Source organism: Jatrophihabitans sp. (genome assembly GCF_046262535.1).
In the GTDB taxonomy this organism is placed as follows: Bacteria; Actinomycetota; Actinomycetes; order Mycobacteriales; family Jatrophihabitantaceae; genus Jatrophihabitans.
On sequence record NZ_JBHEMO010000009.1, the window covers coordinates 13100 to 38185 of the forward strand.

At 70.1% G+C, this 25086-nt stretch carries 31 protein-coding genes; 16 read left to right on the top strand and 15 right to left on the bottom strand.

What is annotated here, in order from left to right; translation table 11 throughout:
- The first annotated feature begins 7 nt into the window (after positions 1-7).
- From ABR571_RS01185 to ABR571_RS01200, 4 genes are read left to right on the top strand one after another with little or no spacing between them, the layout of a single operon-like run.
- Positions 8-739, top strand: a complete 732-nt coding sequence (locus tag ABR571_RS01185; protein WP_409451351.1) for an SOS response-associated peptidase — start codon at positions 8-10, stop codon at positions 737-739.
- Positions 739-1365: an alpha/beta family hydrolase gene (locus ABR571_RS01190; protein WP_409451352.1), complete on the top strand. Its 627-nt coding sequence runs from the start codon at positions 739-741 to the stop codon at positions 1363-1365. Before ABR571_RS01185 ends, ABR571_RS01190 begins: the two co-directional genes overlap by 1 nt.
- Positions 1362-3053, top strand: a complete 1692-nt coding sequence (locus tag ABR571_RS01195; RefSeq protein WP_409451353.1) for an AMP-binding protein — start codon at positions 1362-1364, stop codon at positions 3051-3053. The genes ABR571_RS01190 and ABR571_RS01195 overlap by 4 nt, the downstream gene beginning before the upstream one ends.
- Positions 3054-3055: 2 nt before the next feature.
- The gene (locus ABR571_RS01200) at positions 3056-3829 is read left to right on the top strand and encodes an SDR family NAD(P)-dependent oxidoreductase (protein ID WP_409451354.1); all 774 of its coding nucleotides are present in this window, start codon (positions 3056-3058) and stop codon (positions 3827-3829) included.
- Between the two features lie 93 nt (positions 3830-3922).
- On the opposite strand, the gene ybaK is transcribed toward ABR571_RS01200, so the two are convergent.
- Positions 3923-4396, bottom strand: a complete 474-nt coding sequence (gene ybaK / locus ABR571_RS01205) for a Cys-tRNA(Pro) deacylase (RefSeq protein WP_409451355.1) — start codon at positions 4394-4396, stop codon at positions 3923-3925.
- Positions 4397-4472: 76 nt separating this feature from the next.
- Between ybaK and ABR571_RS01210 the strand changes: the two genes are divergently transcribed.
- Complete coding sequence (locus tag ABR571_RS01210) at positions 4473-5201, top strand: sigma-70 family RNA polymerase sigma factor (RefSeq protein ID WP_409451356.1); 729 nt, start codon at positions 4473-4475, stop codon at positions 5199-5201.
- Positions 5202-5283: 82 nt separating this feature from the next.
- A complete protein-coding gene (gene rsrA / locus ABR571_RS01215) occupies positions 5284-5565 on the top strand; it encodes a mycothiol system anti-sigma-R factor (RefSeq protein WP_409451357.1) in 282 nt (93 codons plus the stop codon).
- A 6-nt stretch (positions 5566-5571) separates the two neighbouring features.
- Here rsrA and ABR571_RS01220 read toward each other — a convergent pair whose 3' ends face one another.
- Positions 5572-6519, bottom strand: a complete 948-nt coding sequence (locus ABR571_RS01220) for a D-alanyl-D-alanine carboxypeptidase family protein (protein WP_409451358.1) — start codon at positions 6517-6519, stop codon at positions 5572-5574.
- Positions 6520-6636: 117 nt separating this feature from the next.
- On the opposite strand from ABR571_RS01220, the gene ABR571_RS01225 reads away from it, so the two are divergent.
- Positions 6637-7296 carry a response regulator transcription factor gene (locus ABR571_RS01225; RefSeq protein WP_409451359.1) on the top strand — a complete coding sequence of 220 codons (660 nt, stop codon included), beginning with the start codon at positions 6637-6639 and terminating at the stop codon, positions 7294-7296.
- 4 nt (positions 7297-7300) lie between these two features.
- Positions 7301-8365 carry a sensor histidine kinase gene (locus ABR571_RS01230; RefSeq protein WP_409451360.1) on the top strand — a complete coding sequence of 355 codons (1065 nt, stop codon included), beginning with the start codon at positions 7301-7303 and terminating at the stop codon, positions 8363-8365.
- 4 nt (positions 8366-8369) lie between these two features.
- On the opposite strand, the gene ABR571_RS01235 is transcribed toward ABR571_RS01230, so the two are convergent.
- Positions 8370-8834, bottom strand: coding sequence for a tRNA (cytidine(34)-2'-O)-methyltransferase (locus ABR571_RS01235; protein ID WP_409451361.1), 465 nt, complete (start codon positions 8832-8834; stop codon positions 8370-8372).
- Between the two features lie 29 nt (positions 8835-8863).
- On the opposite strand from ABR571_RS01235, the gene ABR571_RS01240 reads away from it, so the two are divergent.
- Positions 8864-9610 (top strand): class I SAM-dependent methyltransferase, encoded by a 747-nt coding sequence (locus ABR571_RS01240; RefSeq protein WP_409451362.1) that lies wholly within the window; start codon positions 8864-8866, stop codon positions 9608-9610.
- Between the two features lie 4 nt (positions 9611-9614).
- Here the strand turns inward: ABR571_RS01240 and mctP are convergent, their stop codons facing one another.
- Both mctP and ABR571_RS01250 read right to left on the bottom strand, forming a co-directional pair.
- Positions 9615-11336, bottom strand: a complete 1722-nt coding sequence (gene mctP / locus ABR571_RS01245; protein ID WP_409451380.1) for a monocarboxylate uptake permease MctP — start codon at positions 11334-11336, stop codon at positions 9615-9617.
- 5 nt (positions 11337-11341) lie between these two features.
- Complete coding sequence (locus tag ABR571_RS01250) at positions 11342-11605, bottom strand: DUF3311 domain-containing protein (protein ID WP_409451363.1); 264 nt, start codon at positions 11603-11605, stop codon at positions 11342-11344.
- 167 nt (positions 11606-11772) lie between these two features.
- On the opposite strand from ABR571_RS01250, the gene ABR571_RS01255 reads away from it, so the two are divergent.
- Positions 11773-13290 (top strand): sensor histidine kinase, encoded by a 1518-nt coding sequence (locus ABR571_RS01255; RefSeq protein ID WP_409451364.1) that lies wholly within the window; start codon positions 11773-11775, stop codon positions 13288-13290.
- 4 nt (positions 13291-13294) lie between these two features.
- Here ABR571_RS01255 and ABR571_RS01260 read toward each other — a convergent pair whose 3' ends face one another.
- Positions 13295-13546, bottom strand: coding sequence for a WhiB family transcriptional regulator (locus ABR571_RS01260; RefSeq protein ID WP_409451365.1), 252 nt, complete (start codon positions 13544-13546; stop codon positions 13295-13297).
- A gap of 281 nt (positions 13547-13827) precedes the next feature.
- On the bottom strand, positions 13828-14772 hold the full coding sequence (locus ABR571_RS01265; RefSeq protein ID WP_409451366.1) for a diacylglycerol/lipid kinase family protein: 945 nt from the start codon (positions 14770-14772) through the stop codon (positions 13828-13830).
- 126 nt (positions 14773-14898) lie between these two features.
- Between ABR571_RS01265 and ABR571_RS01270 the strand changes: the two genes are divergently transcribed.
- Positions 14899-15327 (top strand): hypothetical protein, encoded by a 429-nt coding sequence (locus ABR571_RS01270; RefSeq protein WP_409451367.1) that lies wholly within the window; start codon positions 14899-14901, stop codon positions 15325-15327.
- On the opposite strand, the gene ABR571_RS01275 is transcribed toward ABR571_RS01270, so the two are convergent.
- From ABR571_RS01275 to sodN, 4 genes are read right to left on the bottom strand one after another with little or no spacing between them, the layout of a single operon-like run.
- Positions 15324-16133 (bottom strand): SigB/SigF/SigG family RNA polymerase sigma factor, encoded by an 810-nt coding sequence (locus ABR571_RS01275; RefSeq protein WP_409451368.1) that lies wholly within the window; start codon positions 16131-16133, stop codon positions 15324-15326. The genes ABR571_RS01270 and ABR571_RS01275 overlap by 4 nt on opposite strands.
- A 49-nt stretch (positions 16134-16182) precedes the next feature.
- Complete coding sequence (locus ABR571_RS01280; protein WP_409451369.1) at positions 16183-16587, bottom strand: ATP-binding protein; 405 nt, start codon at positions 16585-16587, stop codon at positions 16183-16185.
- A 29-nt stretch (positions 16588-16616) separates the two neighbouring features.
- Complete coding sequence (locus ABR571_RS01285; RefSeq protein ID WP_409451370.1) at positions 16617-17258, bottom strand: histidine phosphatase family protein; 642 nt, start codon at positions 17256-17258, stop codon at positions 16617-16619.
- Between the two features lie 15 nt (positions 17259-17273).
- Positions 17274-17672 (bottom strand): superoxide dismutase, Ni, encoded by a 399-nt coding sequence (sodN, locus tag ABR571_RS01290; RefSeq protein WP_409451371.1) that lies wholly within the window; start codon positions 17670-17672, stop codon positions 17274-17276.
- A gap of 101 nt (positions 17673-17773) precedes the next feature.
- Here sodN and ABR571_RS01295 point away from each other — a divergent pair, with 101 nt between their 5' ends.
- Entirely contained in the window at positions 17774-18079 is a 306-nt protein-coding gene (locus ABR571_RS01295; RefSeq protein WP_409451372.1) for a S24 family peptidase, read from the top strand.
- Positions 18080-18137: 58 nt separating this feature from the next.
- Here the strand turns inward: ABR571_RS01295 and ABR571_RS01300 are convergent, their stop codons facing one another.
- Positions 18138-19289: a peptidase S8 gene (locus tag ABR571_RS01300; protein WP_409451373.1), complete on the bottom strand. Its 1152-nt coding sequence runs from the start codon at positions 19287-19289 to the stop codon at positions 18138-18140.
- A gap of 257 nt (positions 19290-19546) precedes the next feature.
- Here ABR571_RS01300 and ABR571_RS01305 point away from each other — a divergent pair, with 257 nt between their 5' ends.
- From ABR571_RS01305 to ABR571_RS01315, 3 genes are read left to right on the top strand one after another with little or no spacing between them, the layout of a single operon-like run.
- Positions 19547-20743 carry an NADP-dependent malic enzyme gene (locus tag ABR571_RS01305; protein WP_409451381.1) on the top strand — a complete coding sequence of 399 codons (1197 nt, stop codon included), beginning with the start codon at positions 19547-19549 and terminating at the stop codon, positions 20741-20743.
- Between the two features lie 3 nt (positions 20744-20746).
- The gene (locus ABR571_RS01310) at positions 20747-21103 is read left to right on the top strand and encodes a nuclear transport factor 2 family protein (RefSeq protein WP_409451374.1); all 357 of its coding nucleotides are present in this window, start codon (positions 20747-20749) and stop codon (positions 21101-21103) included.
- Between the two features lie 59 nt (positions 21104-21162).
- Positions 21163-22095 carry an SMP-30/gluconolactonase/LRE family protein gene (locus ABR571_RS01315; protein ID WP_409451375.1) on the top strand — a complete coding sequence of 311 codons (933 nt, stop codon included), beginning with the start codon at positions 21163-21165 and terminating at the stop codon, positions 22093-22095.
- Here the strand turns inward: ABR571_RS01315 and ABR571_RS01320 are convergent.
- Positions 22092-23534: a PLP-dependent aminotransferase family protein gene (locus ABR571_RS01320; RefSeq protein ID WP_409451376.1), complete on the bottom strand. Its 1443-nt coding sequence runs from the start codon at positions 23532-23534 to the stop codon at positions 22092-22094. The genes ABR571_RS01315 and ABR571_RS01320 overlap by 4 nt on opposite strands.
- A 94-nt stretch (positions 23535-23628) precedes the next feature.
- On the opposite strand from ABR571_RS01320, the gene ABR571_RS01325 reads away from it, so the two are divergent.
- On the top strand, positions 23629-24267 hold the full coding sequence (locus tag ABR571_RS01325) for a YczE/YyaS/YitT family protein (RefSeq protein WP_409451377.1): 639 nt from the start codon (positions 23629-23631) through the stop codon (positions 24265-24267).
- Here ABR571_RS01325 and ABR571_RS01330 read toward each other — a convergent pair.
- Together ABR571_RS01330 and ABR571_RS01335 are read right to left on the bottom strand one after the other, a co-directional pair.
- On the bottom strand, positions 24264-24923 hold the full coding sequence (locus ABR571_RS01330) for a hypothetical protein (RefSeq protein WP_409451378.1): 660 nt from the start codon (positions 24921-24923) through the stop codon (positions 24264-24266). The genes ABR571_RS01325 and ABR571_RS01330 overlap by 4 nt on opposite strands.
- A gap of 24 nt (positions 24924-24947) precedes the next feature.
- The coding region (locus tag ABR571_RS01335) for a DUF6104 family protein (RefSeq protein WP_409451382.1) at positions 24948-25086 on the bottom strand (139 nt) is incomplete at its 5' end.

Sequence of the window (25086 nt, forward strand, 5' to 3'; positions counted from 1 at the left end):
CGAGGGCATGTGCGGCCGCTACGTCTCCGTCCGCTCCGACGAGGACCTCACCGAGGAATTCGACGCGATCGATGCCACGAACGGGGACTGGGAGGCGCCCGATTACAACGTCGCCCCGACCAAGCCGGTGCGGGCGATCGTCAACCGGCCGCTGCGCGATGAGAGCGGCAAGGCTGCGGCGACGCCGACGCGCCAGCTGCGCGTGGTCTCGTGGGGCCTCATCCCGTCGTGGGCCAAGGACCGCAAGACGCAGGGACGGATGTTCAACGCGCGGGTCGAGAGCGTGTCGACCACGAACGCGTTCCGTCGCGCCTACGCCAAGCGCCGCTGCCTCGTGCCGGCCGACGGCTGGTACGAGTGGCAGGCCGTCGACGGCCGCAAGCAGCCGATGTACATGACGCCGTCCGACGGGCACTCCATCGCGTTCGCCGGACTCTACGAGTTCTGGGGCGACCAGGGACAGACGATCACGACCTGCACGATCATCACGGCGCCGGCGATCGGCGTGCTGGCCGAGATCCACGACCGGATGCCGCTGGTGCTGCCGCGCGCGGCCTGGCCGCGGTGGCTCGACCCCGCCGTCGACGATCCGGCCGACGTGCTCACCGCGTGGGACGAGGCCGGCGGCGAACACCTCGAACTGCGGCCGGTGGCGCCGCTGGTGAACAAGGTGGACAACAACGGCCCGGAACTCGTCCTGCGGGCCGAGCGGCAACCCGAGGAACAGCGGCTCTTCTGATGCATGTCGAGATCCCGACGCCGTCGGGCCCGGCCACCGCCGAGATCGACCGGCCCGGGGGCACACCAATAGCGCTGCTCGTGCTGACCCACGGGGCGGGCGGCGGCGTCGCCTCGACCGATCTCAACGCCGTCCGGGGCTCTGCACTGAAGGCGGGCATCACGGTCGTGCGGCTGACGCAGCCTTACCGCGTTGCCGGTCGCCGCGCACCCCCGACTCCGGCGGTGCAGGACGCGGCTTGGCTGGCGGCGCTGGCCGCCGTCCGCCGGCGCCGAGGCCTCGCGACCCTGCCGCTGGTGGTGGGCGGGCGCTCGAACGGCGCGCGGGTGGCCTGCCGCACCGCGGCGGCGTCGGGTGCCACTGCCGTGGTGGCGCTGGCCTACCCGCTGCACCCGCCAGGCCGCCCGGACGTGACCCGACTCCCCGAGCTCGACGGGGCCGGCGTCCCCCTACTCGTCGTGCAGGGCGATCGCGACCCGTTCGGCATGCCGCCGGCCGGACCGCTGCGGGAGGTCCTCGTCATCCCCGGTGCCGACCACTCGCTGCGCCGTGAGCTGGCGACTGTCTCCCGGGCCGTCACCGACTTCGTGACAACGGTTGCCCGTCATGCCAATGTCGGATCATGACGCCGACCGACGACTTCCGCGCGGCCCGCGACTTCCTCCAGCAGCACCGAACCGACTACGAGACCGCCCGGGCCGGCTTCCGCTGGCCGCGACCGGACCACTTCAACTTCGCTCTGGACTGGTTCGACGGGGTACTTGCTGCCGAGCATCCCGACCGCACGGCGCTGCGACTCATCGAGGCCGACGGCACGGATGCGCGCTACACGTTCGGCGAGCTGTCGGCCCGGTCCGATCAGCTCGCCGGTTGGCTGCACAGCGTCGGGGTCGGCCGGGGCATGCACCTGCTCGTGCTGCTCGGCAACCAGGTCGCGCTGTGGGAGACGACGCTCGCGGCCATGAAGCTGGGCGCGGTGCTCATCCCGGCCACGACACTGCTGGCGGAGGCCGACCTGCGTGATCGCATCGACCGCGGGCAGGTCGGGGCGGTAATCGCGCGATCGGAACTCGCGCCGCGTTTCGAGGCCGTGGCCGGTTCGTACCACCGGATCGCGGTGGGCGAGCCCGTCGAGGGTTGGCTGCGTTATGCGGACAGCGTGGTGAGCGACGCGCCGTTCACTCCGGACGCTCCCACCCGGGCCGACGACCCGCTGCTGCTCTACTTCACCTCCGGGACGACGTCGCTGCCCAAGCTCGTCGAGCACACCCACGTCAGCTATCCGATCGGGCACCTCTCGACCATGTACTGGATCGGGTTGCAGCCCGGCGATCTGCACCTCAACGTGTCCAGCCCGGGCTGGGCCAAGCACGCGTGGTCATGCGTGTTCGCGCCGTGGATCGCCGGCGCCACCATCTGCCTGTACAACTACGAGCGCTTCGACGCCAAGGCGATGCTCGACACGTTGCGCGACGCCCGGGTGACGACGTTCTGCGCGCCGCCGACCGTATGGCGGATGCTCGTCCAGCAGGACCTCGCCGCATGGAAGGACGACCTTTCGCTGCGGGAGCTGGTCGGCGCCGGCGAGCCGCTGAACCCGGAGGTCATCGAATCGGTCGAGCGGGCGTGGGGGATCACGATCCGCGACGGCTTCGGGCAGACGGAGACGTCGCTGCAGATCGGCAACTCGCCCGGGCAGCCGATCAAGCTCGGATCGATGGGCCGCCCGATGCCCGGTTTCGAGATCGCGCTCGTCGACCCGGTCACCGATGACGTCGTCGACGAGGGCGAGATCTGCGTGGTCACCGAGCCGGAGCGCCCGGTCGGCCTGATGGTGGGCTACCGCGACGACGACTCGCGCAACTCGTCGGCGTTCGCGGGCGGCCGGTACCACACCGGCGACGTCGCGAACCGCGATCCCGACGGCTACATCACCTACGTCGGGCGGGCCGACGACGTGTTCAAGGCCAGCGACTACCGGATCAGCCCGTTCGAGCTGGAGAGCGTCCTGATCGAGCACCCGGCCGTCGCCGAGGCGGCAGTCGTGCCGGCGCCGGACGAACTGCGGTTGGCCGTGCCGAAAGCGTACGTGGTGCTGGTCGATAGCCAGGTGCCGAGCAAGGAACTCGCGGGGGAGATCCTGGCGTACTGCCGCGAACACCTGTCGCCCTACAAGCGCATCCGCCGGCTGCAGTTCGCTGAGCTGCCCAAGACGATCAGCGGAAAGATCCGCCGGGTCGAGCTGCGCACGGCTGAGGCCGAGGCGGCGGGCGCGCGGCCGGACGGCGAGTATCGCGAAGAGGATTTCGCCTGAGGATGGCCTCGTCATTTGTCATCACCGGCGGCGCGCGCGGAGTCGGCCGGGCCATCGCCGAGCGGCTGCTCGCCGACGGCGGCGCGGTCGTCATCATCGACACGGACGAGGACGCGCTGGCCTGGATCGGCGAGCATCCGGGCGCGGCGCGGGTCGCGGCGGTGATCGGCAGCGCTGCCGACAGTGGCACCGCCGAATCGGCCGCGGATAGAGCCGAGTCGCTCGGCCCGCTGGGCGGATGGGTGAACAACGCGGCCGTCTTCCGTGACGCCCGGCTGGACAATGCCGAGCCGGGCGAGGTTCTGGCCCTCATCGAGGCGAATTTGGCGCCGGCGGTCGTCGGCTGTGCCGTGGCGGTCGGCCGGTTCCGCCGCGCGGGTAACGGCGGAGCGATCGTGAACGTGTCGAGTCACCAGGCGCAACGGGCGGTCCGCGGCGCGCTTCCGTACGCGACGGCGAAGGCGGCGGTCGAAGGCCTCACCCGCGCTGTCGCGGTGGACCACGGCGCCGACGGTATCCGCGCCAACGCGGTGGCCCTCGGCTCCATCGCGACCGAGCGGTACGCCGACCTACTCGCCGGGCTCGATTCGGCGGCGGCCGCTGACGTGGAGCGGCAGATGGCGCAGCTGCATCCGCTCGGCCGGGTGGGCACCGTCTCGGAGGTCGCCGATGTGGTCGCGTTCCTGCTCTCGCCCGGTTCCGGTTTCATCAACGGTGCGGTGATCCCGGTCGACGGTGGCCGAGCCGCCTGGGGACCGGACCCCGAGCAGCGCTGACCGGCCTCCAGTCGACGGCCTTCCCGCCTGGTGTGGTTGATTTTGGGTCGAGAAATCAACCACACCAGGTGAGAAGGCCGTGAGACGGCTCGGTCAGGCGGAGATCGGGGCCACCGTCGCGCCGGTGACGGCGACAAGATCGTCCGGCCCGAGTTCCATCTGCAGCCCGCGCTTGCCGGCCGAGACGTAGACGGTCTCGAACAGCTCGGCCGACTCGTCGACGACGACCCGCAGCCGGGCTTTCTGCCCGACCGGCGAGATCCCACCCACGACGTAGCCGGTGATCCGTGCGGCCACCGCCGGGTCGGCGAGCTCGGCCCGCTTTCCACCGAGCACCGCCGCGAACGCCTTCAGGTCCAGTCGCGCCGCCACGGGCACCACGGCGCATGCGGGCTTCCCGTCCACTGCGGCGATGAGGGTCTTGAAGATGCGCGCCGGCTCGATGCCGAGCGCCTGGGCCGCCTCGTCCCCGTACGCCTGGGCGCGGGGGTCATGGTCGTACGGGTGCAGCGCGAAGGTGACTCCCGATTTCGTCAGCAGCGCCGTCGCCGGCGTTCCGGTGGCCACGCCGGCAACCTATCCGGAATGGATCCGGCCCGGGCGTGGTTTTGCCCGAGAATCCCCTGAACAGGAGCCCTTGCACATGACGGTGTCCGCACCGATCCGCCCGCGCATCACGTCAGGCGCCATCAAGCGTCTGGCGCCTGGCGCGATACCCTCCAATCCGGAGCCCGTTGCGGGTTCGGGGAGGAGCACGGTGGCAGACGAGACGGTTGAGACTCGCCGGTCGGAAGAGACCGTCGAGGCCCGTCGCGCGCGTTTCGAACGCGACGCGCTGCCGTTCCTCGACCAGCTCTACGCCGCGGCCATGCGGATGACCCGCAATCCGGCCGACGCCGAGGACCTGGTGCAGGAGACCTTCGTCAAGGCCTTCGCCGCGTTCCACCAGTTCACCGAGGGCACGAACCTCAAGGCCTGGCTGTACCGCATTCTGACGAACACCTTCATCAACAACTACCGCAAGAAGCAGCGCCAGCCGCAGGAATCCGGCAACGAGAACGTCGAGGACTGGCAGCTCGCCCGCGCTGAGTCGCACACGTCGTCCGGGCTGCGCTCGGCCGAGATGGAAGCGCTCGACCACCTGCCCGACTCCGACGTCAAGGACGCGCTGCAGTCGCTGCCCGAGGACTTCCGGCTGGCCGTCTACCTTGCCGACGTCGAGGGTTTCGCCTACAAGGAGATCGCCGAGATCATGGGAACGCCGATCGGCACGGTCATGTCGCGGCTGCACCGTGGACGCAAACAACTGCAGAATCTGCTGGCCGACTACGCCCGCGAGCGTGGCCTCGTGAAGACCGAGGTGAAGTCATGAGCGACGCTTGCGGAGCGAATCATGGGCGCAGAAGTCTTTCGGTGGCCGGAGCGAGCGAAGCGAGGGCAGGCCAATGACGGGGATGGGTTTCGGTCCCGGCGGGATCGACTGTGACGAGGTCCTCCGAGACGTCTATCTGTATCTCGACGACGAGACCGACGACGGTCTGCGCAACCGGATCCGCCAGCACCTCGACGGTTGCGCACCCTGTCTGAAGCAGTTCGGCATCGAGCAGGACGTCCGGTCCCTGATCGCCCGCTGCTGCGGTGGCGACCAGGCCCCGCAGAGCCTGCGCGAGCGCATCAGCGTGCGGATCACCGAGATCTCGGTCGAGTCCGCCCGCCTGGAGTACCGCGCCGACTGAGCGCGCTCAGCTCGGCGCCGCCGCCGGCGCCACCCGGTCGGCGAGCTGCTTGGCCGAGTACAGACCGGCAGTGATCAGCTGGCGCCCCTGTTGGCCCAGCACCACCCCGACCAGCTCCACGGCGCGCCCGTCCACCATGCGCCGGGATCGGAACATGAAGCAGCCGCCGGCGGCGTCGTCCGACCCTGTCTTCATGCCGAGGAACCCGTCGCGCCCGAGCAGGGTGTCGGTGTTGTGCACCGTGCCGGCCACGGGCAGCCGGTAACTGCGCACGCTCATCATCTCCGCGAGCACCGGCTGGGCCGCCGCAACCTGCGCCAGCCGAAGTTGGTCGATGGCGGTCGACACGGTTCGGTCGTCGAACCCGCTCGGGTCGGTGTAGGTCGTGTGCGACATGCCGAACAGATGGGCCGTCCGGTTCATCTCGACGACGAAGCGGTCGACGCTGCCGCTGATCGCTCGGGCGAGCAGCACGGCCACGTTGTTGGCCGACGGCAGGAGCACGGCCATGAGCGCGTCCCGCTCGGTCAACCGCTCGCCGGCGCTCACTCGGACGGTCGACTCGTCCCTCGATCGCCGCATCGCCGTGTCGGCAACATCGCTGCCGTTGACGACGAAGTCCGGGCCGTCCTCGTCGCTGCGCAGCGACAGGTGCTGCAGCACGATATAGGCCGTCATCACTTTGGCCAGGCTGGCGATCGGCGCCGGCGTCTGATCCGCGCTCGCCCGGGGCCGCTGCGAGCCGAGCTGGTACGCGCCCTGCCCGACAGCGGGCCAGCCGTCCGTCGCGAGGTAGTCCCGCCGGGAGTCGTTGGTGAGATACCACCGTGCCGCGACGGTCGTGGCGGCCGCGAGCAGCACCACCACGAGGACGAAGGCCCAACGACGACGTCGCCGGTAAGGGGCGTGGACGGTGACCGGCCCGAAGGGCGCCGGCGCGACTGTGCTGATCACGGCGCCCACCCTCGCGGCCGGCCGCTATCGCCGGCGTTCGGCGCGCCTTTATCGGCGGCTTATGGTGGGCACGCGATTCTCAGACCCGAACCATCCACCTCGGGGAGCTGTTGAACCTTGCGTGTCCTACTCGCCGACGACGAGCGGCTGCTCGCCGACACCGTCGCCGACGGCCTGCGCAAGCTCGCCATGGCCGTCGACGTCTGTTACGACGGCGAGGCGGCCATCGAGCGGCTGGGCGTCAACCGCTACGACGTGGCCGTCCTCGACCGGGACATGCCCAAGGCCACGGGCGACCAGGTGTGCAGGTGGCTGGTCGAGTCCGAACTCGGCACCCGCATCCTGATCCTGACGGCGGCCAGCGGCATCCGCGACCGCGTCGACGGGCTGGGCCTGGGCGCCGACGACTACCTCACCAAACCGTTCGCATTCGCCGAGCTCGCGGCGCGGGTGCAGGCCCTGGCCCGGCGCCCGCCGACGGGATCGCCGCCAGTGCTCGAGCACGGCGGCGTCGTGCTCGACATTCCGCGGCACCGCGCGTTCCGCGACGACCGGCTCCTCGATCTGACACCGAAGGAGTTCGCCGTACTGTCGGTCCTCATGCACGCCGCCGGTGAGGTCGTCAGCTCCGAGGACTTGCTCGAGAAGGCGTGGGACGAGCACGCCGATCCGTTCACCAACGCGGTCCGCGTCGCCGTCATGACGCTGCGGCGCAAGCTCGGACAACCGGCGATCCTGCACACCGTGCCGCGCGTCGGCTACCGCTTCGGACAATGACCCCGTGCGCCTGACTCCGCGCCGGCGAGCGGTGATCGCCGTGCTCCTCAGCTGGCCGCTGGGGTACTTCTATCTCGACTGGGCGACCTACACCGGCATCAACATCATCCGGCACTACCGCAGCGGCTACGTCAGCTGCGACGGGTCGTGGCGCAGCTACTTCAACTCGTGCGCCGACTTCAGTGCGACGACGGCGTGGATCGAATTGATCCTCGCCACGGCGCTGATCGTCGGCATCGCCTTGCTGATCGCGCGCTGGGTCGTCCTGCCCATCCGCGACATCGTCGACACGGTCGGCCGCTTCGGCCCGACGAGCCTCGGTCTGCGGCTGCGCCCGAACGGCCCGCATGACGAGACCCGGCGGCTGTCCGAGGAGATCGACGCGATGCTCGACCGCCTCGCCGAGGGGTACGAGGCGCAACGCCGGTTCGCGTCCAACGCCTCGCACGAATTGCGCACGCCTCTGGCGACGCAACGCGCGTTGATCGAGGTGAGCCTGACGTCCGCGCTCACGCCGGAGCAGCTCGAACTCCTGTCGCGCCAACTGCTCGCCACCAACGAGCGCAACGAGAAGTTGGTGGACGGGCTGCTGACGCTGGCCGAGACCGAGCGCGGGCTGGTGACCAGCTCGCCGCTGCGGCTCGACGCAATCGTCGGCGAGGCGGTGGAGACGCTGCGCAGCGCCGCCAAGGAGCGCGACGTCGAACTGACCGCATCGCTGGCGCCGGCGACCGTGATCGGCGAGCAACCGCTGCTCGACCGCCTGGCCAGCAACCTCATCTTCAACGCGATCAAGTACAACGATGCCGGGGGGACGGTGACGGTGTCGGTCGAGCAAAGCGGCGCGTTCAGCGTTGCCAACACCGGACCGCTCGTCGCGCCGAACCAGGTGGCCGGGCTGTTCGAACCGTTCCGCCGGATGAGTGGCGAACGGCTCGACCACGGTGGGGGAGTGGGCCTGGGCCTGACCATCGCGCGCTCCATCGTTGCCGCCCACGGCGGAGCGATCGACGCGCGGGCCAATCCTGGCGGCGGACTGCTCGTCACGGTGCGCCTGGGGCCGGTGTGAGCTGTCAGGAAGCCCCGGCGAAACCCTGCTGGCGCCAGGCCTCGTAGGTCGCCACCGCGGCCGCGTTGGCAAGGTTCATCGACCGGCGTCCGGCCAGCATCGGGATGCGCACCCGGGCCGTGACGTGCGGGTCGGAAAGGACGTCGTCGGCCAAGCCGGTCGGCTCCGGTCCGAACAGCAGTACATCACCCGGCCGGTAACCGACGTCGGCGTAGGAGGTGTCGCCCGACGCGGTGAACGCGTACACCGACGCCGGCAGCACCGCACTCCACAGCTCGTCGAGGCCGGCGTGGACGGTCACTGAGGCCATGTCGTGGTAGTCCAGGCCGGCGCGGCGCACCTGAGCGTCGGTCATGGTGAAGCCGAGCGGTTCGACCAGATGCAGGTGGGTGCCGGTGATCGCCGCCGTGCGGATGGCGTTACCTGTGTTGGGCGGAATCCGTGGCTCGACGAAGACGATGTGAAACACGGTCCACCCTAATGGGGAAGCATCGGTACATGCCTGATGCCCATTTCGCCGACGAGTACCTCGCCTCGCTCTACGACATCTTCGAAAACCACGGGCGGGCCGACGAGAAGTTCTACCTGAACCTGGTCCACTCGGCCGACCGCGTGCTCGACGTCGGCTGCGGCACCGGCACGATGCTGCACGCCGCCCGCGACGCGGGCCACCGCGGCAGGCTGGTGGGGATCGACCCGGCCGCCGGCATGCTGGCGCAGGGCCGCCGGCGCGGCGACATCGAGTGGGTCGAGGGATACCTGCCCGCGGCCGGGTTCACCGCCGAGTTCGACCTCGTCTATATGACCGGGCACGCGTTCCAAGTGCTGCTCGACGACGCGAGCGTGCTCGAGCTGCTGCGTGCAGTGCAGCGCGCGCTGGTGCCCGGCGGGCACTTCGCCTTCGAGAGCCGCAACCCGCAAGCACGGGCGTGGGAAAAGTGGACGCCCGACAAGATCACCGAGGCCGTCGACCCGCACGGACGCCGAGTCCGCGCGTGGCACGAGGTCGAGCAGGTCGACGGCGATCTCGTCACGTTCACCGAGACCTACGCCGTCGACGGAATGGCCGATCCCATGATCAGCCGCTCGACGCTGCGCTTCATCAGCGCCGAGCACCTCGACCACCTGCTCACCGCGGCCGGCTTCGCCGTCGACGAGCGTTACGGCAACTGGGACCGCTGCCTGTTCACGCCGGCCAGCCCCGAGATCATCACCGTCGCCCGGCCGCTCGCGTCCACCGCCTGACCGATCATCCAGCGGCACTTGGCTCAGCGCCGGCCACCTCACGCTTCGTCGTCCGGACAACCCGCTCCGACGTCTCGTCGGCGTGGTAGTCACCGGGTTCGGTCTCGTCCACTCCGTCGGGAACCTTGAGCGCGCGCAGGATCAGCGTGACGACGACGGCGACCAGGACGTTGATCACCAGCGCCGCGGCGGCGATGTAGACCTTGGTGTGGGTGAACGGGAACTCGGCGAGCGAGGAGCCGAAGTGCCGGGTGCCGTGCGCTGTGGTGACCGGCTTGCCGTGCACCAGCTTGGTCGTCAGCACCGGAACCTTCTGCCGGTACGCCTCGACCGTTCCGTAGATCATGCCCGCGGCCCAGCCGAGCAACAGCGCCCAGCGGTGGAACCAGCGGGTGTACAGCCCGGCCACGATCGACACGATGGTTTGCAGGATCCACACACCGCCGAGCAATTGCATGTTCAGCGCGTTCTGCTTGTCGAGGCCCAACACGAACAGCAGGGCGCCGAACTTCACCACCAGAGAGACGATTTTCGACACCTGCGACTCCTGCTTGGGCGTCGCATCCGGTTTGATGAACTCGCGATAGATGTTGCGCGTGAACAGGTTGGCCGCGGCGATCGACATGATCGCAGCCGGTACCAGGGCGCCGATGGCGATTGCGGCGAAGGCGACCCCGGCGAACCACGACGGGAAGACGGCCTCGAAGAAGTGTGGAACCGCCAGCTGCGCGTTGGCCACGTGGTCCTGGCCGAAGACGTTCATCTTGCCCTTGCCGACTTCGTAGATGGCCGCGAAGCCGAGCAGCGCGAGCAGGGCCAGCATGAGCGAGTACGCCGGCAGGATTGCGGTGTTGCGCCGGATCACGTTGCGGCCGCGGCTGGACAGAACGGCCGTGATCGAGTGCGGGTACATGAACAGGGCCAGTGCCGATCCGAACGCGAGTGTCGCGTACGCCCAGTAGGTCTTGTCGGTGGTGAGGAACGTTCCGGGCGGGATGTGGGTCTTCGGGTTGGGCGTGGTCATCTTGGTCTTGGCGGCGCCGAACATGTCGTTGAACCCGATCTTGACGCCGACGTAGATGATCGCGACGACGATGACGATGTAGATCAGCGTGTCCTTGACGAATGCGATCAGCGCCGGTGCCCGCAGGCCCGAGGAGTACGTGTAGGCGGCCAGTACCGCGAACGCGATGATCAGCGGCAGGTCCTTCACGAACCAGCTGCCCGAGCCGCCGAGGCCCATGGTGTCCAGCACCGCCTGGATGCCGACGAGCTGCAGGGCGATGTAGGGCATCGTCGCGAGAATCCCGGTCAGCGCGACCGCGGTGGCCAGCCCACGGCTGCCGTAGCGGCCGCGGACGAAGTCGGCCGGGGTGACGTACCCGTGCCGGTGGGCGACGCTCCACAGCCGCGGCAGGAAGACGAACACGATCGGATAGGCGACGATCGTGTACGGAACGGCGAAGAACCCGCTGACGGCACCGGTCGCGAACATCGCCGCGGGAACCGCGACGAAGGTGTATGCCGTGTAGAGGTCCCCGCCGAGCAGGAACCACGTCACCCACGTGCCGAAACCGCGGCCGCCGAGGCCCCACTCGTCCAGGCTGTGCATCGATTCGCCCCGTCGCCACCGCGCCGCGAAGAAGCCGCCGAACGAGACGACGATGAAGAAGAAGAGGACGACGGTCAGCTCGACGCCGTTGACGCCACCACCGTCGGCCACCACGGGGCTCACCGGTCACCCCGCGCGCGCTTGATCAACACGAAGGCCGTGTACGTCATGGGCGGCGTGAGCAGAACCCACAGCAGCTGATACCAGTAGAAGAACGGCCAGCCCCCCAACCGGGGCGTCTCGCGGGAGTAGATCGGCACCAGGGCCAGCGCGAGACAGGGGATGATCAACAACACGGCCACCGCGACCATGGTCGCGGCCGGCAGTCGGGGTGGTCGCTGCGGCGTGGTGGGAACCTGCGCCGGCTGGTGCGGAGTCGCCATCGGTCCTCCCAACGATTCGGCCGGGCGGGTGACCCGGGTCACGTCCAGGGACCTTAGTACCCGTCTGAGAGGCTCTGCTCCCCTATGCCCGGGTATCGCGGGCCGGCGCGGCGCAGCGGACCCCTGCGCGACGCTGTTGGCGTCGGGTGGCAGGCTGCAGAACCAAGATGTCCGCACTCACCGACACGCTCGCCGCGCGCACCACGCTCACCGACGCGCAGGTCGACCACATCGCCCGGCTCGTCGGCGAATGGCAGCTGCTGTCCGACTTGGCGTTCGCCGACCTGCTGCTGTGGGTGCCGGTCGCGATCCCGTCGGCCGAGGCGGGCAGCGTGCCAGCCTTCCTGTGTGTCGCCCAGTGCCGCCCGACCACCGGGCCCACCGCGTACCAGCACGACCAGGTCGGCGTCGTCGTCCGCGGCGAACGGCTCGCGCCGCTTCGGGTCGCCTACTCCGAGGGCCGGATCTTCCGCGAGGTCGATCCCGACTGGGACGGGGACCTGCCGATCCGCCGCGAGGCGATCCCGGTGCGCCACGAGGGCCAGGTCATCGCCGTCATCGGCCGCGACGCCAACCTGGCCAGCGTCCGGACGCCCAGCCAGCTCGAGCTGGTCTACCTCCAGAGCGCGGCCGATCTCGCCGGCATGGCGGCCGACGGCACCTTTCCGGCCCCGGACTCCCGCCTGGAGGAGGGGTCGGGGCCGCGGGTGGGGGACGGTCTCGTCCGCCTCGAACCCGACGGCACGATCATCTACGCCAGTCCGAACGCCCTATCGGCCTTCAGCCGCCTGGGTATCAACGGCAACGTGCTGTCCGAGCCGATCGACGCGCTCGCCAGCACGGTGGTCGACGACCCGTTCGACGCCAGTGATCTGGCCGGCGCGGTGGCCGAAGCGATCGACGGGGGGCATCCGGCCAGCGTCGAACTCGAGGGCGGGGGCGCCATCATCCTGTTCCGCGCGCTGCCCTTGCGCCCGCGCGGCGAGACACTCGGGGCTCTGCTGCTCATGCAGGACGTGACCGAGCTGCGCCGCCGCGACCGGCAGATCATGAGCAAGGACGCGACGATCCGCGAGATCCATCACCGGGTGAAGAACAACCTGCAGACGGTGGCCGCGCTGTTGCGGCTGCAGGCACGCCGCGTATCGGTCCCGGGTGCGCGCTCCGCACTCGAGGAGTCGGTGCGCCGGGTGCAGTCGATCGCGCTCGTCCACGAGACCCTGTCGGTCTCGATCGACGAGTCGGTGAACTTCGACGAGATCGTCGACCGGCTGCTGGTGATGCTCAGCGATGTCATGGGTTCGGAGTCGCGCATCGTCGTGCAGCGACAGGGAAGCTTCGGCGAGATTCCCGCCGAGTTCGCCACCGCTCTGGTCCTGGTGCTGACCGAACTCGTCCAGAACGCGATCGAGCACGCCTTCCCGGACGACCGCGCCGGCACCGTGTCGGTGCTGGCGGTCCGCAAACGGGGCGAATTGCGGGTCACGATTGTCGACGACGGGATCGGCCTGCCCCAGGACTTCACAACCGAGCGCACCGACCGTCTCGGCCTGCAGATCGTGCGCACGCTGGTGTCGTCCGAACTGAGCGGGACGGTCGAGTTCCGGCCCCAGCCCGACGCGACCGGCACGGCGGCGGTCGTCGTGATGCCGGTCGGGCGGCGACCACGCGGGGTCGGCGGTTAGTCGGTCAGGCGAGGCGCGCGCGGGCGCGGGCGTTGCGGCGCTTCAGCGCGCGGCGTTCGTCCTCCGACAATCCGCCCCACACGCCGGCGTCCTGTCCGGATTCCAGCGCCCAGGTGAGGCATTCCTGCATCACCGGGCAGCGTCGGCAGACAGCCTTCGCCTGTTCGATCTGCATCAGGGCGGGCCCGGTGTTCCCGATCGGGAAGAACAGTTCCGGGTCCTCGTCACGGCAAATCGCGCGGTGCCGCCAGTCCATGGGTGAATCTCTCCTCACTCGGCTACGGGGAGAACGGGGTGCGTTCTCCTTCCGCGCTTGTGAATCCTTTCACGAGCTCGCTTGCGGTTCAAGCATTCTCAGAGCACTGCAAGGCAGGTCACCGACTTCCTCGGCTCCGTTGCCCTGAGGGATCGGTGTCCCTCGTCCCTGGCCCGAGCAAGGGTTTTCCACCCGCGCCAGAGGTACGACTACCAGCGACGCTACGCGGTAAGGCCGGATCGGTCGAGGGGAACTCCGGACGAATTACCGCCCATTCGGGACTATTCGGCCGGTGTGCCCGCTGCGGGTTGCACTACCGAGATGGCGTTGGCGACCGACCGGAAGGTGACCTTTTCGCGGGAATCCAGGGCGTCACCGTCGACCTGGAAGGGCAGCGGCTCGTCGGCGATGAGGGTGATGTGTTCGAGGTCATGGACGACGTGCGCCCCCCGCCGGCCGACCTTGGGGTGGTCCCCGGACATCCGGGCCATGCTGAGCAGCATGCCGGCCACGCCCATCCGGCGGCGGGCGTAGACGGCGAGCCCGGCCTCGAAGGTGACCTCGGGCGTGGGGTGCAGCGGCCGGTTGCCGACGAACGTCCACGGGTCGGAGTTCGCCACGATGGCGAAGTAGACGTTGTCGTAGCGGGTGCCGTCGGGCAGTTCGACGTGCAATCTCGGGTGCCGCCGGTCGGTACCGAAGAACTCGCGGACGCCGACGCGGGCGTACAGCGTGTGGGTCGAGCGCTTGCCCAGCCGGCGCTGGCGCTCGACGCCGTGCACGATGGCGGCGTCAAAACCGAGGCCCGCGGCGAAGCAGAAGTACCGGTCGTCGGCCACGCCCATGCTGACGGAGCGGCGGGCCCCCGTCCGCACGCCTTCGAGCAGCGCACCGGTCGCCTCGACCGGGTTGTTCGGCAGGCCGAGGGCGCGGACGAACACGTTTGTCGAGCCGGCCGGGACGATGCCCAGGGCCGGGACGTCGGGATGCACGCCGTCGGTCAGCAGCCCGTTGATCACTTCGTTCACCGTGCCGTCGCCGCCGAGCGCGACCACGATGTCGGTGCCGTTGCGCATGGCGCGGCAGGCCAGGGCAGCGGCGTGACCGCGATTTTCGGTCTCGACGACCTCGAGCTGCGCCTCGCTGGCCAGTGCGTGCGCCAGCACGTCGCGCTCCCGGGGGCTGGTGGCGGTTGCGCGCGGATTGGCCACGACGAGCACTCGCACATCGGCAGCCTACGTGGCGGCGCGACGCCGGGTCGCGTGGGCCGCCGATAGGGTTCCGGGCGTGAGGGACGCTTGCGGAGCGAACCAAGGGTGTTGCGGCTCTGCACGCCCGAACGGAGTGAGGGCGTGAGCGAGCACAGCGAGAGCAAGCCCGCGGGGGCACCGGAAGGGCCGCCACGGCCGCTCGTCATCGCCTGCCTGATCCTGGGCCTCGAGGCGCTCGGCCTCGTCGTGGTCGCGGGCGTCGCCGTCGCGCACGCGGGCTCGGCCGCCCACCATCACGTACTGCGGGCCGTGCTCGGCGGCGGGTTCGCGCTCGTCGGTGCGGGCGCGCTGGGGCTGTGCGCCCGTGGCCTGCTGCGGCTGCGACCGGCGGCCCGGACCCCGGTCGTGGTGCTGCAGCTGCTGATCCTGCCGGTGTCCTACACGATCGCGTTCCAGGCCGACCAGCCCGCGTACGGCGGGCCGATGCTGCTGGCCGCGCTCGCCGTGATCTACCTGCTCTTCACTCCGCCCGTGCGCGCGGTGCTCGATCGGGAGGATCCGCTCGGTTAGCTCTTGCGGCGACGCTGCTCGGCCACCGGCTCGGGCGCGCCGAGGCTTTCGCGCATGCGTTTCAGGCCACGCGCAACCAGCCGGGACACCTGCATCTGGGACACGCCCACGATCGCGGCGATCTCCGTCTGCGTCTTGTTGGCGATGAACCGCAGCAACAGGATCTCCCGCTCGGCCTCGGGCAGCTTGGCGATCACCTCACGGAGCAGCGCGCGCTGCTCGACCTGCTCGTAGCCCTCGTCGAGGATGCCGAGCATCGGGTGCTCGGGCACCGTCTCGCCCGGCGCGGCGAGCACGTCGAGCGGCACGCCGGAGTAGGCGCGGGCTGCGTCCAGTGCCTCCAGCACGGCTTCCTCGTCGACCTCGATGCGAGCCGAGAGTTCGGGCACCGTCGGGGCGCGGCCGAGCTCCTGGCTGAGGTCGGCGCGGGCCGCGTTGAGCGTGGTCTGCATCTCCTGCGCGCGGCGCGGCACATGGATCAGCCAGCCGGTGTCGCGGAAGTGCCGCTTGATCTCGCCGAGGATGGTCGGCGTCGCGTAGGTCGAGAACTCGAGCTTGCGCTCGGGGTCGAAGCGGTCGATGGCCTTGATCAGGCCGATGGCGCCGACTTGAACGAGGTCGTTCATGGGTTCGTTGCGACCGGAGAAGCGGCGGGCCAGATAGACGACCAGCGGCATGTGCAGCTCGACGAGCTGGTCGCGCAGTGTCCGCCGGCGCGGGTCGTCCTCGGGCAACCGGTGCAGCTCGGCCAGCAAATCGCCGGCCTGCGCCCGCTCGTCCCGATCGGGTCGGTGGGCGGACGTCACGTGGCGTCCTCTCGCGCGTCGCCGGCTGCCGACCACAACACAAGCGCCGTCACGTCGCCGCCGCCTCGCGGGCCTTCGTGACGGAGATGGTCAGCTGACCGTCTCGGTTGCTGACCTCGACCGCGGTGGCCAAAGCGCCCAGCACCGTCCAGGCGAAGCCGCTGCGGTCGGGCTCGGCCTCGTCATCGGTGTGCACCGAGGTCGCGACCTCGAGCCGGCCGGCCGCGAGCTGGAACCGCGCGTCCAGCGTGGAACCCTCGCTCGCATGCGGCAGCAGCAGCGCGCACGCCTCGTCGACCGCCAGGCGGAGGTCCTCGATGTCGTCGATGGTCAGGTCGCAGCGTGCGGCCAGGCTGGCCGCGGCCAGCCGCAGCGTCGACACGTAGAGAACGTCGGCCGGAATGCGGACCTCGACCGCGTCGCCGTCGGGCGATCGCGTGTCCGAAGTGGTCATGGGGTCATGTCTCCTCGCGTCTGGCCCGCTCACGCGGCCGGGTTGGGAAGGTTCCATCGCTCGATCACCGGAACACCGTATTGCGCGCCGAGGACGGACGGGGCCGCGGTGCCCAGCAGGAGGTTGGCTCCGCCGGAGACGGCCAGGCCGATCCAGCGCGCGGCGAGCGCCCGGCTGAAGTGGCCGTGACCGACGAGCACGACCGGGCCGTTGGCCACTGCGGCCGCGACCCGGCTCAGTACGCGGTCGGCGCGGTGTGCGATCTGCGCCCGCGTCTCGCCGCCGGGGGTGTCGCTCGTCCACACCGTCCAGTCGGGGTCGGCTTCGCGGATCTCGGCGGTCGTCATGCCCTCGTAGTCGCCGTAATCCCACTCGGCGAGGTCTTCGGTTGTTTCGTCGACCCGCAGCCCGGCCAGCTCGGCACTGTCGCGCGCACGCCGGCGCGGGCTGGACAGCACCAGCGCGGGGGACAGGTCGCCCAGCATGTTGCCCATCGCGCGCGCCTGCTCCTTCCCGGCCTCGGTCAGCGGGATGTCCGTCCTGCCAGTGTGCTGCCCCGACGCGCTCCACTCCGTCTCGCCGTGGCGCAGCAACCACACTTCGGCGGAGTCGGGCAGCTCGGGCGCGACGAAGGCCGGCCCCTCATCGGGGCCGGCCTGGGTCGGCGGCATCGGGCGAAGACCTTGTCAGGCTGCCTGCTTGGTCTCCCAGAAGATCTTGTCGATCTCGGCGATCTGGTCGAGCAGCACCTGCGCCTCGGCCGGGTCGACCGCACCCTTGCCGCCGGCGGCGCCGGCCTGCTTGGTGGCCTTGTTGAACAGCTCGTGCAGCTGCGGGTACTTCTCGAAGTGCGGCGGCTTGAAGTAGTCGGTCCACAGCACCCAGAGGTGGTGCTTGACCAGCTCGGCGCGCTGCTCCTTGATGAGGAGCGCGCGGGTGCGGAAGACCGGGTCCTCGTTGCCCTGGTACTTCTCGCAGATCGCCTTCACCGACTCGGCTTCGATGCGCGCCTGGGCGGGGTCATAGACGCCACAGGGCAGGTCACAGTGGGCGTAGGCGACGGTGGACGGGCGGAACAAACGCATATCGTTGACCTCCTGCATTGGGGGACATTCCAAGGGCGGTCCCGATTTCGACCCTACTACCGCCGCGATCCACGACTCGACCCGCCGAACGGAGTACCGGTGTGAGCCTGCCGTGGCAGCTGGTGCGGGTGTCCGGCCCGTCCATGGTGCCCACCTTGCGCCACGGCGACACCGTTCTCGTCCGCCACGGTGCGCGGATCCGGCCCGGCGATGTCGTGTTGGCGACGTTCCGTACCCTGCCTGACCGGCTGGTGCTCAAGCGCGCGGTGCGCAGGCAGGACGGCGGCTGGTGGCTCGCGTCCGACAACTCCTTCGCCGGCGGCGACAGCGAGACGCACGGGGTCGCCGAGGTGCACGCGCGGGCGGTGCTGCGGCTGGTGGGCGGCCGGCCGGGGCGCGTGCGCTGACCACAGACACCGAAAGGCCGGGCCGGGGCTGGTGCCCCGACCCGGCCGTTCCGGCTGATCAGAAGGCGCCGACGCCGTTCGGCGTGCCGAGCCCGGTGGGACCGTCCCAGCCGGCGGCGGCGTTGCACCACACCGTCGTGGTGCAGGTGCCGTTGGATCCGCTCGTCACATCGTGCAGGTTCCCGGCGTGACCCCAGGTGTACTGAGCCGCGTCGGTGCCGAAGTTGTCTGCGAGCGCGTACACACTGGCGATCAGGGGCGAGGAGGCGCTGGTGCCGCCGTACACCTGCCAGCCGGATCGGCCCTGGTACCGGGTCGAATCGTAGATCGAGACGCCGGTGTACGGGTCGGCCACGGCTGAGACATCCGCGTTGGCCTTTCCGTTGCACGACGTGCCCGTCTGCCAGCCCGGGTTGGGGTTGGACGTCGAGCAGCCGCTGCCCGCACCGCTCCAGGCGGTCTCGGTCCAACTGCTGCCGGACTTCTTCAGGCTCGTACCGCCGACCGCGACGACGTGCGGGTAGCTCGCGGGGGACTCGACGCCGTATCCGTTGTCACCGGTGGAGGCGGTGATCGCGATGCCGGGGGGGTTGTAGGCGCTCACCGAGGCACCGTCCGTGCCACCGTAGCTGTTGCTGATGGCGACGACACCCGGAACCGAGGCCGCGTAGTTCACACCCGCGGCGAGGTTGGTGAGTGAGGCCGACGACGCCTCGACCAACAGGATGTGGCAGCTCGGGCACGTGGCCGAAACCATGTCGAGGTCCAGGCTGACCTCCGTGGCCCAGCCGGCATCGGACCGTGGCGGAGTGGCACCGCCGCTCTGGTTCACCTTCTTGAAGCAGCCGTTCGCCGTGGTGCAGGCCGTCAGCCCGAACTGACTGCGGTAGACGCCGAGGTCGGCTTCGGCCGTCGGGTCGTCGTAGGCGTCGACGATGGCCACCGTACGACCACCGCTGGATGTACCGGCCAGGCTGTACGCCGACTGGATGTCAGCCGGGTTCAGACCGCTCGGTCCGCTGGTGGCCAGCGGCTTGCCGGTGCTGTCCGTGACGACCCGGGCGTGGCAGGCAGCGTAGCCGGCCGGCGCGGGTGCACAGGTGCGCTCGCTACCGCGGGCGCCGGTGGGCGCGGCGGCAGCTGTCGGCGCGGTGGCCGCCGTAGCGGCCAGTGCGGCGCCGACGGCGAGAGTGAGGACGAGACGCCTCATGAAACCTCCAAGAATTACCGGGTACAACGAGTGAGTACAACGGTTGTAGCTCAGGATGCGGACGTTTGGAGATGGGCGAACTGTCCGGCATTACGTTGGCATGAAGTTACCGGTCGTTATGTGCGCCCGTACCGGACGCAAGTGGGGCACATCGCAGTCGAGCACATATCCGGCCACCGAGTTCGCGCCCGTGGCAGACTCGGGACGGGCGAACCCCGCAAGCCTTTTCATCCTGCGCCGTAACCTGGTCAGGACCGATCCGACCCGCTCAGGAGCACTTCGTGGGGTTCGACGCGCAGACAGCGGCGAGTGCCGTCTTCCGCGCGCACGAGGGTGGCAAGTTGGTCATCCAGAGCACCATGCCGCTCACCGACCGCGCGTCGCTGTCGCTGGCCTACACGCCCGGCGTGGCCGAGGTGTGCTCGGCCATCGCCGGCGACGAGGCGCTGGCCCGGACGTACACATGGCGCTCGCGGTTGGTGGCCGTCGTCAGCGACGGCACGGCGGTGCTCGGTCTCGGCAACATCGGTCCGGCGGCCGCGCTGCCGGTGATGGAGGGCAAGGCGGCGCTGTTCCGCGAATTCGCCGGGCTCAACTCCGTCCCCATCGTCCTGGCCACCACCGACGTCGACGAGATCGTCGACACCGTCGTGCGCATGGCGCCGTCCTTCGGCGGCATCAACCTCGAAGACATTTCCGCACCGCGCTGCTTCGAGATCGAGGAGCGGCTGCGCGACCGGCTTTCCATCCCGGTGTTCCATGACGACCAGCACGGCACGGCGGTCGTCGTCCTGGCGGCCCTGCGCAACGCCGCCGCCGTCACCGGCCGCACGCTCGGTGACCTGCGGGTCGTCGTCTCCGGCGCGGGAGCGGCCGGGGTCGCGTGCACCAAGATCCTGCTCGCGGCCGGCATCGGCGACATCGCCGTGGCCGACTCGAAGGGCGTCCTGCACACCGGGCGACAGGATCTCACGTCGGTGAAGGCCGACCTGGCGGCGGCCACCAACCGGTCGGCGCTGACCGGCTCGCTGGTGTCCGCCCTCGACGGTGCCGACGTCTTCCTCGGATTGAGTGCCGGTCTCATCGACGAGGACGCGGTGCGCAAGATGGCGTCCGACGCGATCATCTTCGCGCTGGCGAACCCGAATCCCGAGGTCGACCCCGAGGTCGCGCACCGGCATGCCGCGATCGTTGCAACGGGGCGAAGCGACTATCCGAACCAGATCAACAACGTCCTCGCCTTTCCCGGCATCTTCGCCGGAGCCTTCGACGCCGATGCCAGGGCGATCACCGAGAACATGAAGCTCGCCGCCGCCTCGGCGCTGAGCGAAGTGGTCGCCGACGAGCTCGCGCCCGAGCACATCGTGCCCAGCCCGTTCGACCCCCGGGTCGCGCCCGCGGTGGCCGCCGCAGTGGCGCGCCAGGCCTCGATCGACGGCGTGGCGCGGGCCTGACGCGTGCCGCTCGATGCCGTCCGCTCAGGAGTGCTCGAGCACGTCGCGGCGTTCAACGCACACGACACCGAGCGGGTGTTGGCCGGGTTCACCAGCGATGCCGTGTGGATCACCGGGACCGACCGGTTCGAGGGCATCGCCGCGCTGGCCGACGTGTTCGATGCATGGCTCTGGACACTCGACCCGCGACTGGAAGTGCTGAGCCTGGTGACCGAGGATCAGCGGGCCGCGGCCCAGCTGCACGAATCGCTGGTCGTCGACGGGCAACGGCGGGACTTCGACATCGCCGTGTTCTTCGAACTCGACGGTGGGCAGATACGGCTGGGGAAGGTCTACCGCGAAGGAAGTGCCGAACTGTGAAACGCCGCATCCTGCGACCGGTCCGTTGGACGCCGCCACCCGCGCCGCCGCATCGGACGGTGAGCGACCCGCCGATGCCGCCGGTGCGCCTGATCCGCCTGCCGGGTGCGGGACCCGAAGACGTGGTGCTCGACCGGTTCGGGCAGCTGCTCACCGGCTTGGCCGACGGGCGGATCCTGCGGGTCGATCCGAACGGGGACGCGATCGAGGTGATCGGCGACTCGGGCGGCCGTCCGCTCGGGCTCGAGATCTGCCCGGACGGCACGCTGCTGATCTGCGATTCCCGGCGCGGCCTGTTACGCCTCGACCCGGCGACGGGCGACGTGCAGGTGTTGGTCGACTCGATCGACGGTGTCCCGCTGATCGGCACCAGCAACGCGGTGCAGACCACCGACGGCACGATCTACTTCACCTCGTCCACCCAGCGCTTCGAGGTGGAGGACCACGTCGGCGACATCCTCGAACACACGACCACTGGGCGGCTGTTCCGCCGCCATCCCGACGGGCGGGTCGAGACCTTGCTCGAGGGGCTGGCGTTCGCCAACGGGGTCGTGCTTGCGCCTGACGGGTCGTCGCTGCTCCTGGCGCAGACCGGCCGGTACTGCATCACCCGGTACTGGCTGCAGGGGCCACGGGCCGGGCAGTCCGAGCCGCTGGTGGACAACCTGGCCGGCTTCCCCGACAACATGTCGGTCGGCAGCGACGGGCTGGTGTGGGTGGCGATGGCCGGTCCGCGCAACCCGGTGCTCGAGGCGCTGCTGCCCCGGCCGGGGGTGCTGCGGCAGATCAGTTGGCTGCTGCCCGCGCGGATCCGACCGAAAGCCGAGCGGACCGTGTGGGTGATGGGCTTGTCGTTCGACGGCGAGATCGTGCACGACCTGCAGCGGCCGGGCGAGGACTACCACTTCGTGACGAGCGTGTGGGAGGACGGCGGCACGCTCTATCTCGGCAGCTTCTACGAACCGGCGATCGCGGTGACGTCCGTCCGCTAGGCCACGACGAGCTGACGGGCGGCGAGGCCGCTGCCGTCGAGCTGCGCCCACACCCCGGCCAGGCGGCGGACCGCTTCGGCCAACCGGTCCGCCGGCAGCGAGTACGGCAGCCGCAGGAACCGCTCGAGCGTGCCGTCCACGCCGAAGCGGGAGCCGGGCACGACCACCACTCCGGCCTGCGCGGCCAGCATCGACAGCGGCGTCGACAGCGGCGAGGACAGCTCCGCCCAGAGCGACAGGCCGCCCTCGGGGACGGTGACCCGCCAGTCCGGCAGGTGCTGGGCGAGCGCGGCGACGAGCGCGTCGCGCTGCGGCACAAGCTCGGCGACGCGCCGGGCGGCGATGTCGTCGAGCTGCTCGACGAGCGAGGCGGCGACGACCTGCTCGAGCACCGGGCTGCCCATGTCGATCGACGTCCGCAGCGCGGCGAGCCGGTGCACGAGGTCGGTCGACGCGCGCAGCCAGCCGATGCGCAGGCCGCCCCACACCGCCTTGGACAGCGAACCCACGGTGATGACCGACGAGTCGATCCCGGCCGTCGGCCGCTCGTTGCCGCGAAAACCGAGATCGACGAACGACTCGTCCACCACGACGGTGGTGCCGGTCTGCCGGGCGACCGCCAGCACTTCGCGGCGGTGGGCCTCCGGCACGAGCGCGCCCGTCGGGTTGTGGAAGTCGGGCGTGAGGAAGGCCAATCGAGCCGCCGTCTGGCGCAGACCGGCCTGCAGCTGGCCCACCTGCCAGCCGCCCTCGGGTGCCATCGGGACGGGGACGACCCGCCCGCCGTTCGCCCGGATTGCGTCCAGCGCGCCCGGGTAGGTCGGCAGCTCGGTGATCGCCCGGTCGCCGGGGCCGAGCAGCAGGCGCAGCAAAAGGTCGAGGCCGTGCAGCGCTCCGTTGGTGACGAGGATCTGTTCCGGACGGGTCGGGACGCCGCGGCCGGTGAACCGTGCCGCGACCGCCTCGCGCAGGACGGGCAGGCCGGCCGGGTCGTACCCGTCACCGAGCAGGTACGGGCCGAGCCGAGCGGCCGCCGCGCTCATCGCTCCCGGCAGCAGGTCCGGCGGCGCGGGCAGCGCGGCGCAGGACAGGTCGATGACGTCGGCCGCCTCGTTGCTGCGGGTGGTCCACCGGGCGAGCGCCGGCCGGGGCTGCGAGCCCGCCGGGACGGTGACGTAACTGCCCGAACCCGTCCGACTGGCGAGGAAGCCCTCGCTGCGCAGGGCGTCGTAGGCGGCGGTGACCGTCGCCCGGCTGATGTGCAGGGACGCGGCCAGCTCGCGCTCGGACGGCAGCCGGGTCTCGGTGGCGATGCGACCGTCCAGCACGAGCGAGGTGATGCCGTGGGCCAGGGCCGAGTAGACCGGGCCCGGCATCGTGCGGAGATCAGGAAGAAGGTCGGCCAGCGCACGGCCGCCGATGCGCGACAAGGGTGCCATGGGCCGATGATGCCAGCGATTGGTCTGCTTGGCCAGGCCGAAAGCCGATGATTGGCTCGGTAAAAGGGCTGGTGGCGTCCGGCATGCTGGGCCAATGGCCCGCAACCGGCTTCCGCGCCGCCTCGTCCAGCTTTACGTCGGTCTCTGCCTGTACGGGTTCGCCGGCGCTTTGCAGGTCCGCTCGAAGCTGGGCCTCGACCCCTGGGACGTCTTCCACCAGGGCATCGGGCACCATGCGGGCCTGCGGATCGGGACGGTCGTGATCCTCGTCGGCGCCGCCGTCCTGCTCCTGTGGATCCCGTTGCGGCAATGGCCTGGTCTGGGCACGGTGAGCAATGTCGTGCTGATCGGGCTGTCGATGAACTGGTCGCTCGATCTGCTGCCCCGCTCGGCGCCGCTGGGTGTGCGGATCGGCGAGATGCTCAGCGGCATCGTCCTGCTGGCTATCGCCACCGGCATGTACATCGGCGCCACCTTCGGGCCCGGCCCGCGCGACGGCCTGATGACCGGGCTGGCCCGCCGCACCGGCCGCTCGATCCGCCTGGTGCGCACCGGGATCGAGGTCACCGTGCTGGCGGCCGGCTGGCTGCTGGGCGGAACCGTGGGGATCGGCACAGTGGCCTTCGCCGTGGCGATCGGTCCACTGGCGCAGATCTTCCTGCCGATCTTCGCGTGCGCGCCCCGACCGGTGGAACCTGAAGTGGACGTGCTCGACGCGCCGCTGGTGACCTAAGTGGTGCCGTCCCAAGGCACCTGGTCGTAGCACTGGGGCCGGTAACCGGTGAGCGTCGCCGAGCGGCCGTCGAAGCAGACGATGTAGCTGGCCGGGGCCAGCCTTGGAACTCGGTAGGTTCCGTCAAGCGAGGTGGTGACCGTAGCGACGCCGCGGTGCGCAAGCGTGAACACCAGAACGCGAACCGAGGCGAGCCTCGTCGAAGTTGAGCCTCGGAAGGCGGTTCCGCTGATTCGTGCGCCCACGCGAAGGGTGATGTTTATGCCGGTCCGGTCCTGTCCGGCGAGCAGTGGCAACCTGGTCGCCGCGGCGGCCGGGCTGTTCGACCCGTTCCACGAGACGCCCGGGTAGCACCGGGGTGCCCATCCCGTGGCGGGCGTGCTGACCGTCGCCGACGAGGTGCTGGCCACCGCTTTCGCGCAAACGACATAGCCGGTGGCGTTTGCCTGGAGGTTGCCTACCTTGTAGCGGCCGGCCGCGTCGGTCGTCGCGTCTCCTACCTTGGTGTCACCCGCGAAGACCTCCACAACCGCCGACTGAAGCGGAGTCCCGCCGGCTCTCTCACTGATCGTGCCGGCGATGGAGCCCACCTGCACGATGGTCGCCGGCGGCGCGAAGTCAATGCCCGTGTGCGTCTTGCCCAGGGTGACACTCACGGGCGCGGTTCCCGACGGCAGGCTCTACTCCTCGTCCTCATCGCTCCTGGCGAGATAGGTGGCGAAGCGGTCGATGGCGGTTTCGAACTCCGGGTTGGCGTCGACGAAGGCCTGCAGATGATCGGCCAGCCACTCGACGCTGACCTGTTCCTCGCCGCGGCGG